Here is a 17,298-nt window from a genome sequence, read left to right on the forward strand (position 1 = left end):
GCAGTGGCTACAATATAGCTATTTGGACGAGCAAAAGCCATCTTTATTATCATAGGTGGTATGGCTGCAGAGACGGTCTTAGGGGGGGGGCTCTGGGTATTGTTTTCGCCTAGCGCTTGGGCTGGGCATCAGCGTTTTGGTTGGTTACGTTACTTGGCATTATTGCCTTTGTAGGACTGTTTTGGCGATTACCCACATTGCCTATTTCAGAGAGTATTGTGCTACGCAAAAAAATGTCGTTACTGCTTGATCGTCAAGTCCTCGTGATTCTTTTGGTATCTTTGCTTGCGGCCATCGCCAGCCTTGGTATGTATACCTTCTTAGCGCCTTTCATGACGCTATTTATTATGCTGATATTGGCATTGTCTTTAATTTTACTACCTTTCATTGTCTTTTGGAATCCTTGGTTTGCTATGGTTCCGATTGTTATTTGGGGCGCAGTTGGTTAGGGATTGCAAGTACCGCAGAACAATCAACTGATAGGCGTTAGAGAGTCTGGAGGGGATGGCAATTTCGCTGTCGCCTTAAATGAATCTGCGCTTTATTTGGGTGGCGCGATTAGAGCAGGCTTAGGAGGTATGGTTTTGGTATTAAATCTTCCTGTACGGACGTTGCCAGTAGGCGCAAGCATAGTGGCAGCTATAGGGGCTTTTTTGCAGTTTATGTGTATGAGGTATGAACGGATTTATCAAAGGAAGTAAGATAAAGGGTTAAATATTCTTAAATAAATGATGAGTAGTTATGGTGAGCGATTAAATAAGATATGCTAATAAGCGTGTAGAGAAGTATCGTTTTCTAGAGATTATAAGCGAAATAGTAATGAATACACCTACTATTGTTAGGAGTGCTTTTAAATAGCTTTTTTTGAACATCTATCGGTAGCATAAGTCCACCATTATATTAATAGTGGACTTATGTTTATAAGTATTTCAAAAGCGCGCATCGCAAATCACACGTTGAGTGTTTTATCACTTAGTTTAGCCAGCATTTTGATAAATATGGGTTCCCATGCCGTCACACCGGAACAATATCAAGAGCAGCGTAGTGATGCCTTTGAGGGATAAAACTAGATCAATCTAGTCGCGGTGTGCACGGATCGTCTGGCATTATAAGAGAAATTGGCGACGCTTGACGATTTACAGCAAAAAAGGCACTGATGAAGGTATTATTTATGAGGGAGAAACGGGTGGTGATGAATAAATAATCAAAGCACATGGCGTTGTCCGAGTGCAAGACAAAGCCCTGCTTGAGTGCGGGCACGAACGTAGTCTGAAAGAATATTGTCCTATGACTCATCGTGCCTTGATGTGCCTATGTTTAGCCCATTTAGGCGCTCTCGTTCAGACTGAGGACACGCCCTAATCTCAAGCAATGATTAGCATCAATCAATGACATTATATCTAAACAGCAAGATCACTACAGCAGAGCTGATCAACACGCTCAAAAAGATATAGAACAAAACATTATTACTGACCAACGTCTTTTGGACATCGGAATACCCTAGCTTATCAAAGGTAATCAGGTCTTTATCTAAGTTGAAGTAATCAATGGTTTTTACGGTATCAATAAAATGATCGACGAACCAATTCGGCCAATGATGCGGTTTGAAGGGGGAGCTATCACTTAGCTGAGTATGCTTTGAGAACTTTTTCCAGTTACTGTCATTGAGATTAATACTGTGCATACGCCAATCTGTAAAGCTATAACCGCTGATCTCTTTAGAAAAAACGACATCCACATCCTTATGGTTTTCGTCTTTAAAAATTCTTTGCATCAGGGAGGAAACAACCTCCTTTGTGCCTTCTAGACATTGCAAAAAGCTGTCATTGTTATTGCACAAAAACCCTACGATCTTGTTCTCTTTATTAAAAGACTCTGAGTGACGCTGTATATGTGCAAACACTGAGCTATCGGTGGTATTGACACCACTAACGTAGATCAATCTTATGAGCGCGTTTGCCGGGGTATCACTCATAGATTCTTCTAGTTTGTCGTGGCTGTGTATATTTATCTTGGTATGCATATCAAAGGTTACTTGTTGTTTTTATGGATATTATGATTGCTATTATAAAATATTTGTAGATATTTATATAACCTTAGCGTACAAGAAATACTATCAAACGTCCAAATTTAGAAATAGTGGAATACAGTCAGCGCCATAAATCCTGAACACTACTGATGCGTTAATACAATAACTCACAGTGCTCTATAGATACAGCTGACCTTTCACATTAATAACTTTTATCTTATTCCCATAACGGATGTTATGATAAATGGTTAGCAAATATAGAGTGAACGCTATGAAAGACAGATTAATAGTCGTACCAACTTCAAAAGAGGCAGAGCAAAGACTAGATTATGATAAATGTACAGATAATGATGTAATTGAATATAATTTGAATGAGAAGGAATTTGACGAATTATATGATATAGAATTTTTCGCTGAACTAAATGATAAATTAGGATTGATAATTGATGACTACGAATCCGAAGAAGTATTAGAGGATAAGCTAAAAAATTTAGAAGATTCTATGGAGTGTTATCTTGGTAAACATCCAAGAAATATACTACTTAGAAATCTCAACGATTTGTTCCAAGTTGCTTATGAAAAAAGAATGGGAGTATTCTTCTTCTTTTAATTAATCAGACTATTTTAAGATAGTAATTCTCCAAGTTTAGTGATACGGATTTGGCAGCAGAGGTCATGGAGAGCGGGATGAGTTTTATAATTGTTAATACATTTACGGTTGAACCTGTCCAAAATTTAATTAATGCAGTTACTGCAGCACTAGGCTGTGGACTACTCATTGGTCTAGAAAGAGAGCGTAGCAAACAACGTGAAAATCAACACAGCTTTGCAGGTATTAGATCTTTTGCAATTTGCTCTCTATTAGGGGCAATTTGTTTCTCTTTCGGTTCTTTTATAGGACTCATAGGGGCATTGATAGTAGGTGGTATAAGTATCATCTCTATTAATAAACAAATTGAAGATCTAGGTGTAACAACTGAACTTGCTTTTATACTCACCTATTTTATAGGTGGACTATGTTTATGGGATATTTCTTATGCAGCTGCACTTACAGTAGTTCTTACTTTCCTTCTAATGACAAAGCATTCAATGCATGGAGTAGCGATTAAATGGATTACTGAGCTTGAATTCAAAGATGGTATCTTTTTACTTGCTTTACTTTTAATTGCACTTCCTTTAACCCCCAATAGAGATCTTTGGGGTTCAGTACTAAATCCTTATATTATTTTAAAATTATTGATATTGGTTTTAACAATTCAAGCACTAGCACATATGGCAAAGAGGCTTCTATCATCACGCCACGCTATGTTTTTATCTGCTTTAGCATCAGGATTTGTATCCAGTACAGCTACGATTGCAAGCCTTGGAATAGAAGTTCGTCATGGTCGTGCAGATGCAAAAGAAAATGCTGGAGCTGCCCTTATATCCTGTGTCGCAACATTGGTGCAACTTCTGATTATCGTTGCAGGTGTAAGTTTTACTTGGCTTAAAATTTTACTATTCCCATCTATTATTGCAATTATAATTTTAATTATTCCTGGAATATGGTTGATGAGAAAAACTCGATCCGGAGAGAAAGTTGAGCTAGCTGATACCCCCATGTTTAGTTTAAAAGAGGCAGGTATCATTGTAGCTACACTCACTATTATTCAAGTACTTGTTTATGGTTTAAGTTTATGGCTGGGTGACGCTGGTCTTATTGCAGGAACCGTACTTACTTCTATCTTTGAGATGCATGCAGCAATGGCTGCCGTAGTAATGCAAGGGAACCCAACTAACCATATTTTATTGCTCGCCTTATTATTAGGTTTAGCTACACATGCAATTTCTAAATCAATTAATGCGGCAGTTACTGGTGGCTTTCAATACGCACTTGCTTTTGTTCCAACCCAAATTATTCACATGACTGTTTTAATTATCTTGATATATACTATGACGAATAATTAAAAAGTTTCTCTAATTTATTGGGGTAATGGACATTTTTCATGCTGATACAAGGTCTAATAACATATGCACATTTACGTCAGAGCGTTTCTAAAATTTTAAGGTAAACTGCTTCACACCCTCGACTTGAGGCCGAACCCATCAAAACACCTCGAAATATCATCAACAAGCACACGGTGATGTACACTGACAGCAAAAATCTACAGTTAATAATATAAATATCAGTAATTTACCTATAAATCATGGTACCCACATGGGGGAGTTGCACTTGTTCCCACAAGAAACGTTATGGTAAATGGATTTGATACAAAAACCTAATTCACAATGGATAGCGATTCATCAGTAATCAGCATCATATGTACAAAAAACTGTAGTAGCGGCGAGTACTGCCATTTATTCGTTTGATCTCTAGGATCTCGGCTAGCAATACCGATATGAATAGCTTCTATCGAGTTGTTAGACTGTCGCTTAATATCTTGATAATCGGTAGGTGACATATTTTTCATCAACAAGGCTTCGTTGCTACTTGTCAGCCAATGTTTCAAAGGCAGCAGTTTTTTGGCAATATCAATGAACCGCTGCAACTCTTTCTCATCTCTTTTTCCAAATGGTAGATATGCTCTGCTATTAGACAGTTTTTGACTACATATCTCAATAAACCAAGTCCAGTCAGACCCTGACTTTTCTCGTAGACGATAGGCGTTACTTAACAAAAGCGATAGTAATCTTAAATCACTTTGGTATTGAATGTTCAGTGGACTTAAGACAGTAGTTTCTGAGTCTATGAGCTTTACAAAACGAGGTTTACCGCGTTTGGTAGTGATGTCGGCAACCTCGCGGGCACGTTTTATTAAAATATTTGCATCTTGAATAGGAATATGTGCCAACTGGGCTGCTTTATCTAATGGTATATTTTTATCATAGGTCTGTAATAGCAGTTGAATTCGGTTTAGACCATAACGACCAAACAATTCATCAGTGGCTGGCGTATTGGTACTCAAGAGAAATTGCTTATCACAGCTTTCGATCGTAAATTTCGGTGACTTGCGTTTGCCTTCTATAATCTTTTTAAATAAAAGTGTACGCATGCTAGATATGCTGACGCTACTATTACTAACAGTCGCATTATTTTCCTTAAGCTTTTTATTAGTAAAACCTGTTATGTTATATAGCGTTCGCTCTGGCAATGTTATATTTGCTTTACTAAGCGCATAGGTCGCCATTAAAGTGGCAAAATGGTTGTAATACTCAAAGCTACGCTCAGGTGATAAATGTCCCATAATACCTGATAGAGCGTACCAACGATCTTGTGCATCAATATGCTCACCCAATAAACCATGTTTGATGCGTAAAATATCGCTTTTATCATAATCGGTTAGTGCCTCTACGAGATCTGGATGATCTAATAGTGCTAAAGATAGGTTGCTCACAGCCGTATGTCTAAATCCATGAAAGGTATGCTCTGCCACATTGTCATCTACCGATATGTCTTTTAAGACTCGTTTGAGTAACTGTAAGGGAACATGATCACCTATAGGGCGCTGATCTGATGATAAAGTAAAGATAAATTTGTTTGAGTTGCCACCGATATTAATTTGTACAAAATACATAACGATCAATCATCTAGGATTGATTTCGATACTTTTGAATATATAGAAGAGATAAAAGCAGAGAACAACGAAAAATAAATATTAATTAGAAGTTCACGATAGAGGTCGAAAGTGCTACTCTGAAAGACAGGCGAAATAGAGAGCAGGCACAACTTAGGCCCAAATTGGGCACACAAGTTTTTTGATAGCGTTTGCCGAAAGTGATAAAAGAGGAAATTTGAATCGATGTATAGTTTCCTTTTCCCCTACAGCCCATATTTTGCAGACAAAAAAAGCCCCAGTCGTTAGACTGGGGCTTTCTAAATATTTGGTAGGCATAAGCAGACTCGAACTGCTGACCTCTACCATGTCAAGGTAGCGCTCTAACCAACTGAGCTATACGCCTATTTAGGTTGAGCATTTTAGCAAGTTTTGAGGATTTTGCAAGCTTTATTTCGAATAAAATTCTTTTATTAGCATAATACTTATTATTACGCTTTTATATGGAGCGAAATTAGATTGTTTTTATGTAGTTATGTTAAATAGTCAGTAAAGTTGGTTTATATTTTATTGTCAACAGAACAGTAAAGGCTAATGGATAGGCAATACATAACTGGTATCATAATTCTCAAAGTAGAGTGTTTATTGTGATAATAATTTCATAGTATGCATGTTCCATAAAATTATATCAAAATAGAATTAGTCGGAGAATAACATGGGCTTATTGGTAGATGGTAAGTGGCAAGATAAATGGTACGACACGGAAGAAAATGGTGGTCGATTTGAGCGTGAAGATGCCGGGTTTAGGAACTGGGTAACTGTAGATGGCAGTGCAGGTCCTACAGGTGTTGGCGGATTTCAGGCTGAGGCCGATCGCTATCATCTATACGTGTCGCTAGCCTGTCCTTGGGCACACCGCACTTTGGTTTATCGTAAGCTCAAAGGTCTAGAGGACATCATTCCGATATCTGTGGTCCATCCCTTTATGGGAGAGCACGGCTGGACGTTTGCAGAGGGTAAGGGCGTGATTGCTGATCCGCTTATCCATGCAGATTATGCTTATGAGCTTTATATTAAAGCAAAACCCAACTATACGGGACGAGTTACCGTTCCAATTTTATGGGACAAAAAGACCAATACGATTGTAAGTAATGAATCATCAGAGATCATTCGTATGTTTAATTCAGCTTTTGATGAGGTTGGCGCACTAGCAGGTGATTTTTCGCCAGCATCATTATTGCCAGAAATCGATGACATTAATGCGTTTGTCTATACGACGATTAATAATGGTGTGTACAAGGCTGGATTTTCGACCACACAAGAGGCTTATGAAGAGGCGGTGATTGAGCTGTTTGCCGCATTAGATACACTTGAAGCGCGCCTAGCAGATAAGCGTTACCTCACAGGGAGCACTATAACTGAAGCTGATTGGCGACTGTTTACCACCTTAGTTCGTTTTGATGCTGTCTATGTTGGGCATTTTAAATGCAACCTACGCCGCATTATCGACTATCCAAACCTTTGGGGCTATCTGCGTGATCTATACCAAGTACCAGGTATCGCTGAGACAGTAAATATGGGGCACATCAAGCAACATTATTACACCAGCCACGCCAATATAAATCCCACTCGTATCATCCCTATTGGCCCTGCTATTGATTTTACGACAGCACATAATCGTGATCAGCTATAGATATGTTTGTTTTATACATGTGGGCAAAAACGGCTCAGCATAAATAGAATATCAATGTAAAAAACACCCCAGCTACTATGAAGTAGCTGGGGTGTTTTACGATGTAAAAGGCATTTTAATTGATATTAAGCATTGTTTAGCTGACGGGCTGCTTCTAGCGCAAAATATGTCAAGATGCCATCAGCGCCCGCACGGCGGAAACCAATTAAGGATTCTAAAATCACCGCATCGGTTAACCAGCCGTTTTGAATAGCAGCCATGTGCATGGCATATTCGCCAGAAACTTGATAAGCAAAAGTCGGTACGCCAAAGGTATTTTTGACTTCACGAATCAAATCTAAGTACGGCTGACCCGGTTTAATCATCACCATATCTGCACCCTCGGCTATGTCCATCGCCACTTCATGCAACGCTTCAGCGCGATTACCAAAGTCCATCTGGTATTGCTTTTTATGCCCACCTTTTAAATTGCCAGCGCTACCAACAGCATCACGGAACGGGCCATAGTAAGCAGAGGCATATTTGGCTGAGTAGGCCATAATCGCGGTATTAACAAAGCCTTCTGCTTCAAATGCATCACGCATGGCTTTGATACGCCCATCCATCATGTCACTAGGAGAAATAATATCAGCACCAGCACGGGCATGTACAAGGGCTTGCTTGACCAATACTTCGGTGGTTGCATCATTGATGACATAGCCACTGTCGTCGAGCAAACCGTCTTGACCATGCGATGTATAAGGGTCTAGCGCTACATCAGTCATGACGACCATTTCTGGTACGGCATCTTTGACCGCTTTGACCGCGCGTGCGGTAAGACCATTCTCGTCGTAAGCGGCTTTGCCATCAGGGGTTTTTAATGCATTATCAATGACAGGGAAGATATCGATGGTAGTGACACCCTCTGCCAAGAGCTCTTTGGCATAATTAATAAGCAAATCGATTGATAAACGCTCAACGCCCGGCATACTAGAAATCGTCTCGCGCTGATTGTCGCCTTCTATCACAAAAACCGGCGCGATAAAGTGCTTAGGATGGAGCTCAACTTCACGAATCATTGCGCGAACGTTGTCGTTGTAGCGTAGGCGACGCAAGCGAGTTTCAGGGAATTGACGGTTAAAGGTATAAGTCATGATGTTTCCTTATTTGATTTTAATCATTGTTATTTATCAGCTTGATTAAACAATCTGTTTTACAGCATATGTTTTCTACAGAAAGGGCACTAGGGCATGCCTTTAATTTAAGTTTTCTACTATAACCAAAAGCACATTATAAAAGCAAAAAGCCCTACCAAGTCGGTAGGGCTTTTTGTACATATCGACTATCAATGTGAAGGAAATCACCTCACACTATTTATGAGTGTTTAAGGCTCAACAATCTGCGTGACTGGTACTTGCTCAACACTGGTTTCGTTAAAAGTCGTCTGTTTGGTAACCACGCCTACGGCAGCGTCTTTTTTACCATCATTATTGACATCAACGACAGCGGTTGGCCTAAAGGTAGCCGTTTCCGATGGTTGCGCCTGCTTAATGGCTTTTGCTTCTTGTGCAGAGGCAACTCGCGCTGAGCTAGCTGCATCGATAGCGTTCGCCGCTTTTGCTTTATTGCTATTGGCAGGTAGATTGACCAATTGCACTAAGTTCTTATGCGGAACAGGAATCACCGTAGGTACATCCAGATTAGCACCGCCGCCCAGCACTTGGTATAGCTCGACTTGGCTGACGATTTTTTGCAGCTCTAAGTCCAGAATCCCTTGCTGGGTTGAGAATAAAGAGCGCTGCGCATCGAGCACGTCCAAATAGTTGTCAATACCCGCTTTAAAGCGTGCATCGGCAATCTGATAGGTCTGCTCAAAATTGTCTTGCAAGCGATACTGTGCTTCGAGCTGCTCGCCCAATGTGGCTCGTGTCGCTAGTACGTCTGATACTTCACGGAACGCAGTTTGGATAGACTTCTCGTAGCCTGCGAGCGTTTGTTCACGCTCAATTTTAGCCACATTGTAATTGGCATCCAAACGACCAGCATCAAAGATAGGCACGCTAATGCTTGGACCAAATGACCAGCCGACAGCGCCGCTTTTGAATAAATCATCTAAACTGCCGCTACTGACCCCAATACTACTGGCTAGGCTGATAGACGGGAAGTAAGATGCACGTGCCACTTCGATATTGGCACCAGCGGCTTTTAGGTTGTATTCTGCTTGCAGTACATCTGGGCGATAACGTAGTAATTCACTTGGTAAGCCAGCACTAAATATCTGCTGACTAGTGATGTTACTGACAGCTGGTGTTGGAATCAGATTGGTTGGAATCGGTCCACCCACCAAAAACTGCAAGGCATTACGTGATTTTAAAATGCCGCTTTGCGCCCGTAGGACAGCAAGCTTGGCATTTTCTAAGGACGCGCTAGCTTGCAAAGATGGCAGCTTAGGATCAATGCCTGCCTCATAGCGTTTGTCCGCGATAAACAGTGATGTCTCACGACTTTCAACCGTGGCTTCTGCCAGCTTTAACTGCGCTAAGCTATAGCTCAAGTTGGCATAGCTTTGAGCGATGTTACTAATTAGGCTGATTTGGGTCGAATCTTTGGCCGCTGTGGTGGCCAAGAAATTCTGTAGCGCCTGATCTTTTAAGCTAGCAATTTTACCCCAAAAGTCCAGCTCGTAATTAGCCAATCCTAGATTGACGTTATAACTACTGCTGGGATTTTTGTTGGTTCTATTTTGTGCTTGACGTGTGTAGCCACCACTACCATTAATAGCTGGTAGGTCATTAAGGTCAGTAATTTGATACTGGGCACGTGCTTTTTCAATCGCTAAACGAGCACTTTCAAAGTCTTTGTTGTTTTCAAGACCTAACGCAATCAGACCCTTTAAACGCTCGTCGCTATAGTAATTCTGCCAGCGTTGACCTGCAATACTTGCTTGATCGGCACTACTCACCGTTTCTTTATCGAACGCCCCGTAGGTCTGTTCGATAGGGATATTGGGCTCAGCAAGCACAGGGCGCATATCTGCTTTTGGAATCGTGTTACAAGCAGCCATGCTCAGTGCTAAAGCGGTCAAACCAATTAGACGACCACCATTTCTGCGCATTCGTGAGCGCACTGGTTGTGCAGTGGTAGTCATGCTCGCTACCGCTGCTGAGTTGGTGTTAAATATTTTTTGAGCACTCATTGTGTGTTGTCTCCAAAGCTTGCAGGCTGATAACTCTCAGAAGGCGTTGGGTTTTGTGGGTCAGGCGTACCATGACCATCATCTTTATCATTTGGCTTGTTATTCTCGTATTTGTGCGGGAACAAACTCCGTACCCAAATATAGAACATAGGAATAAAGAAAATACCTAACAATGTCGCGGTAACAACCCCACCAAGTACACTAGTACCGATGGCGTTTTGACTGCCTGAGCCAGGGCCTGTGGCGATGAATAATGGCACAACCCCCAGTCCAAAGGCAAGCGAGGTCATGATAATCGGACGCAAACGTTGTCGCGCTGCTGTCATAACAGCCTCTCTCAGACTATAACCTTCCTCTTGGTGCTCTTTTGCAAACTCAATAATCAAGATGGCGTTTTTAGCGGATAGACCGACGACTGTGAGTAGACCTACCTGCAGATAAATATCATTACTAAAGCCACGTAGCCACGTAAAGATGACTGCCCCTAATACCCCAAGTGGGATGACCAGTAGTACAGAGAAGGGGATAGACCAACTCTCATACAAGGCTGCTAGACATAAGAATACTACTAAGATTGAAAGCGCATAAAGCATCGGCGCTTGGGCACCTGACTTTTGCTCTTCAAGTGACATACCTGTCCACTCATAGCCCACACCTTCAGGTAGCTTCTCCATCATCGCTTCCATCGCACTCATCGCTTCACCAGTACTTAGACCAGGTGCAGCACTACCTTGAATATTCATTGACGGTAAGCTGTTATAACGGGTCAGACGTGGTGAGCCAGACTGCCATTCGCTGCTAGAGAAAGCATCAAATGAAATCATTTCACCTATATCGTTACGCACATACCACTTGCCGATATCTTCAGGATTAGTACGACTGCTCGGTTCACCTTGGATAAAGACGCGTTTAATACGACCACGATCGACGAAGTCATTAATATAACTTGAGCCCCAAGCGGTAGAAATAACACTATTAATACTAGCTAGTGACAAGCCATAAGCGGCGGCTTGTTCCTGATTGATATTCACTTTTAGCTGTGGTGCATCTTCTTGACCATTTGGACGGACGCCCGCAACTTGGTCGTTTTGCGCAGCCATACCAAGCAGCATATTGCGTGCTTCGAGTAGGCCTTCATGTCCAAGGTTACCGGTGTCCTGAATCATTAAGTCAAAACCACTGGCGTTACCAAGTTCGGTAATGGCTGGCGGTACAATCGCAAATACTTGTGCTTCATTTAATTGGGTAAAGAAGTAACCCATGGCGCGATCAGCGACCGCCTGTGCAGTGTTTTCTTCACCAGGGCGATCAGCCCAATCAGATAAACGTACAAAGGCCAGTCCCATATTTTGCCCTTGTCCTGCAAAACTGAAACCTGCGATCGTAAAGACTGAGGCAATATTGTCTTTTTCTTGGGTAAAGTAATAATCACTGACTTTATCGAGTACCTCTTGCGTTTCATCAAGCGTTGAACCAGCAGGTAGCTGAACCAAGGTAAACATAATACCTTGATCTTCTTCTGGTAGGAACGAGCCTGGGATACGTAAGAATACCACCGCCATAATACCGATAATGGCTGCATAAAGAATTAAATATAACCACTTAAAACGGAAGCTTTTGCCAACGAAGTTTTCGTAACTGCGACTGGTTTTATAAAAAGAGCGGTTGAACCAACCAAAGAAGCCTTTCTGCTCTTCGGTATTGCTCTTATCATGGCTCTTACTACGTTTTAGTAAGGTCACACAGAGGGCAGGGGTAAAGATAAGCGCCACTAAGGCCGACAGCACCATACTGGTAATCAAGGTGATGGAGAACTGACGATAAATCACACCCGTTGAGCCACCAAAGAACGCCATCGGTACAAATACGGCAGATAGAATCAATGCAATACCGATAACGATTTTACTGATCTCACCCATCGATTGTACGGTAGCATCTTTGATGGAAATATCAGGATCTTCCTCCAAGATACGCTCGACGTTTTCGACGACGACGATGGCATCATCGACCAGCAGACCGATGGATAGCACCATTGCAAACATGGTCAAGACGTTAATACTAAAACCAGCGATATAAAGGACAGCAAAAGTACCAAGTAGTACCACAGGTACAGCGAGAGTAGGGATAATCGTTGCACGCCAGTTCTGTAAGAAAATGAACATGACGATAAACACGAGGACAATTGCCTCAATCAGTGTCATAACCACTTGTTCGATAGACAGACGCACAAATGGCGTGGTGTCATAAGGAATTACTGTCGTTAGACCCGCTGGGAAGTTTTTTTCCAGCTCTGCCATACGGGCACCAACGGCTTCACGAGTCTCGAGAGCGTTTGCACCACCAGCCAATGAAATACCAAGGCCGGCTGCTTCTTTACCATTGTATAGCGACACGACACCGTAGTCTGCACTACCAATCTCAACATCTGCCACATCACCTAAGCGCACTTTTGCACCAGAGGAATCAGTTTTTAGTAGAATGTTTTTAAATTCGTCAGGCGTTTGTAGATAGCTTTGAACGGTAACAGTAGCATTGATAACCTGTTGAGTAGTATCGGCAGGTGCTTGCCCTAACTGACCTGCAGATACTTGCGCGTTTTGTGCACGTACTGCATCAACCACATCAGATGGCACCATGCTATAACTGCGCAAGCGGGCTGGATCTAACCAGATGCGCATGGCATAAGCAGAACCAAATACTTGTACTTCACCAACCCCTTCGACACGGCTTAACTGATCAACAACATTTGAGTTAACATAATCAGCGATATCCGCACGATCCATACTGCCATCTTCAGAAATAAAGCCTTGCACCATTAAAAAGCTGCTAGACGACTTATTAACGTTGACGCCTTGACGTTGTACGGGTTCGGGCAGTGAGCTCATGGCGGCTTGGAGTTTATTCTGTACCTGTACCTGTGCCGTGTCAGGATCTGTACCGTTTTCGAAAGTGAGCGTGATTGATGCACTACCATTCGAGGAGCTCGATGATGACATATACATCAGACCATCAAGACCCTTCATGCGTTGCTCAATAATCTGAACAACTGAGTCTTCAACCGTTTGAGCGTTAGCACCAGGATAGGTTGCGCTGACTGAAATCGTCGGTGGTGCAATACGTGGATACTGCTCAATCGGTAAGTTAATAACCGATATCACCCCGATGAGCATGACTAAAATAGCCATGACCCATGCAAAAATAGGGCGATTAATAAAAAAACGTGACATAGTATATCCCTAGTCTTCCTATCTTTGAATGGAATTAGTTAGCGGTAGAGTCTGCTGGTTTCTGAGCAGTGGTATCTTTGCTAGCTGGCTTATCCATCGCTTTAGCAGCTTGCGGCGGCGTCTGGGCATTAGGAGCACCTTCTTGAGCTGGTGCTGGGTTTGGATTCTCTAATGGCTTAACAACCACCTCTTGTTCAGGCTTAACTTTTGAGCCGCCGATAACAACTACCTTGTCCCCTGCTTGTAAGCCATCAGTGACAACCCACTGGCCTTCATAGGTACCATTAATAGTGACAGGACGCACTTGGATTTTATTATTTTCATCAACGATGTAAACTTGCGTCTCACTTTTTGGTGTACGCATGACTGCGCTTTGCGGTACCAATGCGGCATTGGTAATCACGCTCTGTGTCAAACGTGCCGTTACGTACATACCAGGCAGCAAGATATTATTGCTGTTTGGGAAAATAGCACGCAAGGTCACAGCGCCTGTTGATTCATCAACCTTTGCTTCAGACAAAGCAAGCTTGCCACGTTCTGGGTAGACCGAGCCATCTTCTAATACCAACTCAACCGAATTCATACCTGGCTGTGCTTTGCCCTCAGCGATTTGCTGACGCAGTTTTAATAGCTCAGAGGATGATTGACTGATGTCAACATAGATAGGGTCTAAGCGTGAGATAGTCACCAGCGGATCAGGCTGACCTGCGCTGACCAAAGTACCAGCCGTGACACTAGAGCGGTCCGTACGACCTGTCAGCGGAGCACGTACGATGGTACGGTTAAGATCTAGATTACTAGCATCTAAACCCGCTTGAGCAGTTTGAATACCAGCTTTTGCACTTTCGATACCTGCTTGTGTCTGTCCAACAGCGGCGGCTGCACTTTGTACCGCTGCTTGTGCAGTACGTACTTGTGTTTGTGCCTGTTCATACTGCTGCTTTGATATGGCGTCGATGCTGACCAAGCCTTGTAAGCGCTGTAAATCATTCTGTGCTTGTGCCAATGATGCCTGACGGCTGGCTAGCTCGGCTTTTGCATTGGCATTATTCGCTTGTGCTGTCTGGTAGTTGGCTTGTGCTTGTTGCACCGCTGCTTGACCACTGGCGACAGAAGAAGCGTAGTTATCAGTATTGATACGATAAAGTGGCTGGCCTTTTTTGACGTTGCTGCCTTCACGGAACAATACTTCGTCAATAACGCCATTAACTTGTGGGCGGACGTCGGCAGTCTGATAAGCTGTGGTACGTCCAGAGAAAGTCTGTACTTGAGGTACAGTATCAAGAGTAATAGTCTGGACGTTGACAACCGCAGGCGGCATCTGCTGCTGTGCGGCATCTGTGCCAGCGGCGTCCTCGTTTTTGTCACAGCCAATCAGTACAGCTCCAGATAGTACAGATGCTATTACAAGCGCAAGAGTAGAGTGCTTCATCAATGTCCTCGGCAATAGGTATAAAATAAGTAATGACAGTATAAAAAATTTATCAATAAATCTAAGCGTATTGAATATAAAAATTAGTATTGACTCTAATCACCCATACTTTTTTGGCTAAATTTGTTCTTAATAATATGAATTTAGCAAAACATCACTACTAGAACGCCTAATAGCGATATAAGTATCAAGTATCGGTGTAAGACTCTTCAGCATCAAAGATGTAGCTCAACCACAATCTTGATTAGTAAATTTAACGAGTAATTATAAACTATAGGGATAACCCCACAGTCAAGTAGTTGAGCGCAGGATTTATGGTTAGACACAGTAATATCAGCTTTTGTGAATAAATTAAATGCTGTCATGGCAAGCGCCATCTCCATTAACAGCTAATGCACAGTCATACAATGGACAATGAGAAATAATTGTAAACTTTTGTGAAAATAGCATATCCATACAGATATTAAGGTCTTTAAACGATGATAAATAAGGCTTGTAAACAAAACAAAAATTTTAGCAACTATTAAGTGTGACCATTAACATAATTGCCCATTAAGGGTCTTGACCAACAGCTAATTGCCGCTGTATCCCCGTAATAGCTGCTAGTATTAACGGCTGTTACGACAATACTCATTACAGCAAGCGTGCGCTAGCCAATTCAGTCAATTGATATAAGCCGGTACGATAACGATTGTCAGGTAGCGTACTCAGTGCTTGTTGCGCCAGCTTGGTTTCTTCCCATGCCCGCTGTTTACAGTAATCTAATGAGCCTGACCCACGTACCAATGCGATAAGTTGCTCAGCGTTCGGTGTCTTTCCTGTCTGTACAGCGACACGCAATTGCTCATAGCCTGCCTTGTCATTGTCTTTTAAGAGCTCAAGGGCTTTGATGGTAGGCAAGGTTGGCTTGCCTTCCGCCAAGTCATCACCAAGGTTTTTGCCCATCAGCTCGCTATCACCACTATAATCAAGAACATCATCTATAATTTGGAAGGCATTACCAAAGTGCTGACCAAAATCGCCTAAAGCCTGCATATGTTCTACTCTGTCTTGTAAAATCGCAGCGCCCTGAGTGGCCATCATAAACAGACGCGAGGTTTTACCGTCAATAATGCGTAAGTAGTCCTCTTCTGTCGCGGCAGGATTATGCTGATGCTGGAGCTGTAATACTTCACCTTCAGCAATATCACAGGTACCATCTGAAAATACCTGTAATAGTGGCAAGCTTTGAAAGCCAACTAATAAGTTGAAGGCACGAGCAATCAGATAGTCACCGACCAATACTGCGGTGGCATTGTCCCATGTGGCATTAGCCGTTGGCTTACCACGGCGCTGTCCTGACTCATCAATTACATCATCATGAACCAAGGTCGCTGTATGCAGCATCTCGGTAATCGCTGCTAAATGCATGGCTTTTTCTGAGGGCTTGTCATCAAACATGCGTGCACATAACAAGGTAATCAGCGGTCGCATGCGCTTGCCACCAGCATTAATCACATGCTGTGAGACGCTCATTACCAGTTGAACTTTGGAATTAAGACTGCCGAATACTTGCTTGTCCATAATCTCAAAATCATCCGCCACGATACTTTGAATATCCGCATAATTAGGCGTTGATTGAGTCATTGAATCTGTTTTATGTGAAGGGGTGCTGGTCATAATAAATAGTCATATTAATAAGAATAAAGAGAATTTTTTATAGCCTTGGCTTTATAGATAGATAAGGCATTATTTTCTATAATAGCATAGCTAAGCCTTTAGATTGTCGGTTAAAACGTGCCTAGAACATCGCGAATATTTTTCACATAAGATTTACTATATATATAAATCGACATAAAAACTGTAAAAATTGGCTGAAATCGCACTGATATAAATGATCATTTATCGGCTATATTTAAGGTCATACAAGAGATGTATAAAAGGCTGTAAGTCGCTGATTATATAAGTTATAATAGCCGCTATTATTATATAGTGTTTTTTTTGTTGGAGTAGCATCTTGGATGCGCTCCTAATCAGCAATAGATATAATAAAAAGTGAGGTGGTTATTCATGTAACTATCTTACAAAAATCAGTCAAACAAGTGAGATAGACGGCTTGCTTTTATGAGCAAAAAGCCGTAAAATCTTGCCTTTAATTTTTCCCTGTCGTGTTCGTCGTAAAAGCGTTGGTATAACATCAGCCACGGCACACGGGTTAAACGGAGTCATA

General features: G+C 42.0%; 12 protein-coding genes and 1 tRNA gene. 5 read left to right on the forward strand and 8 right to left on the reverse strand.

Annotation, left to right across the window (positions count from 1 at the left end):
- Positions 1–116 precede the first annotated feature (116 nt).
- Complete coding sequence (locus JFC10_RS14960) at positions 117–449, forward strand: hypothetical protein (RefSeq protein WP_265089975.1); 333 nt, start codon at positions 117–119, stop codon at positions 447–449.
- A 3-nt stretch (positions 450–452) separates the two neighbouring features.
- Positions 453–701, forward strand: a complete 249-nt coding sequence (locus JFC10_RS14965) for a hypothetical protein (protein WP_265089974.1) — start codon at positions 453–455, stop codon at positions 699–701.
- 680 nt (positions 702–1,381) lie between these two features.
- Here JFC10_RS14965 and JFC10_RS00130 read toward each other — a convergent pair.
- Positions 1,382–1,975: a BLUF domain-containing protein gene (locus tag JFC10_RS00130; RefSeq protein ID WP_198331143.1), complete on the reverse strand. Its 594-nt coding sequence runs from the start codon at positions 1,973–1,975 to the stop codon at positions 1,382–1,384.
- A gap of 325 nt (positions 1,976–2,300) precedes the next feature.
- Between JFC10_RS00130 and JFC10_RS00135 the strand changes: the two genes are divergently transcribed.
- Complete coding sequence (locus JFC10_RS00135; protein ID WP_198331144.1) at positions 2,301–2,639, forward strand: hypothetical protein; 339 nt, start codon at positions 2,301–2,303, stop codon at positions 2,637–2,639.
- Positions 2,640–2,716: 77 nt separating this feature from the next.
- On the forward strand, positions 2,717–3,976 hold the full coding sequence (locus JFC10_RS00140; RefSeq protein WP_198331145.1) for an MgtC/SapB family protein: 1,260 nt from the start codon (positions 2,717–2,719) through the stop codon (positions 3,974–3,976).
- A 311-nt stretch (positions 3,977–4,287) separates the two neighbouring features.
- Here the strand turns inward: JFC10_RS00140 and JFC10_RS00145 are convergent, their stop codons facing one another.
- Entirely contained in the window at positions 4,288–5,583 is a 1,296-nt protein-coding gene (locus JFC10_RS00145; protein ID WP_198331146.1) for a hypothetical protein, read from the reverse strand.
- Positions 5,584–5,891: 308 nt separating this feature from the next.
- Positions 5,892–5,968, reverse strand: a tRNA-Val gene (locus tag JFC10_RS00150).
- Positions 5,969–6,277: 309 nt separating this feature from the next.
- Between JFC10_RS00150 and JFC10_RS00155 the strand changes: the two genes are divergently transcribed.
- Positions 6,278–7,255, forward strand: coding sequence for a glutathione S-transferase family protein (locus JFC10_RS00155; protein ID WP_198331147.1), 978 nt, complete (start codon positions 6,278–6,280; stop codon positions 7,253–7,255).
- 125 nt (positions 7,256–7,380) lie between these two features.
- On the opposite strand, the gene hemB is transcribed toward JFC10_RS00155, so the two are convergent.
- The 5 genes from hemB to JFC10_RS00180 form a co-directional block, all read right to left on the reverse strand.
- Positions 7,381–8,388 carry a porphobilinogen synthase gene (gene hemB, locus JFC10_RS00160; protein ID WP_198331148.1) on the reverse strand — a complete coding sequence of 336 codons (1,008 nt, stop codon included), beginning with the start codon at positions 8,386–8,388 and terminating at the stop codon, positions 7,381–7,383.
- Between the two features lie 230 nt (positions 8,389–8,618).
- Positions 8,619–10,430 carry an efflux transporter outer membrane subunit gene (locus JFC10_RS00165; RefSeq protein ID WP_198331149.1) on the reverse strand — a complete coding sequence of 604 codons (1,812 nt, stop codon included), beginning with the start codon at positions 10,428–10,430 and terminating at the stop codon, positions 8,619–8,621.
- The gene (locus JFC10_RS00170; RefSeq protein WP_198331150.1) at positions 10,427–13,657 is read right to left on the reverse strand and encodes an efflux RND transporter permease subunit; all 3,231 of its coding nucleotides are present in this window, start codon (positions 13,655–13,657) and stop codon (positions 10,427–10,429) included. Before JFC10_RS00170 ends, JFC10_RS00165 begins: the two co-directional genes overlap by 4 nt.
- Before the next feature lie 34 nt (positions 13,658–13,691).
- Positions 13,692–15,089: an efflux RND transporter periplasmic adaptor subunit gene (locus tag JFC10_RS00175; RefSeq protein ID WP_198331151.1), complete on the reverse strand. Its 1,398-nt coding sequence runs from the start codon at positions 15,087–15,089 to the stop codon at positions 13,692–13,694.
- 633 nt (positions 15,090–15,722) lie between these two features.
- Positions 15,723–16,748: a polyprenyl synthetase family protein gene (locus JFC10_RS00180; RefSeq protein WP_198331152.1), complete on the reverse strand. Its 1,026-nt coding sequence runs from the start codon at positions 16,746–16,748 to the stop codon at positions 15,723–15,725.
- Positions 16,749–17,298 lie beyond the last annotated feature (550 nt).

It is taken from the genome of Psychrobacter aquimaris, assembly GCF_016107525.1.
Taxonomy (GTDB): domain Bacteria; phylum Pseudomonadota; class Gammaproteobacteria; order Pseudomonadales; family Moraxellaceae; genus Psychrobacter; species Psychrobacter aquimaris.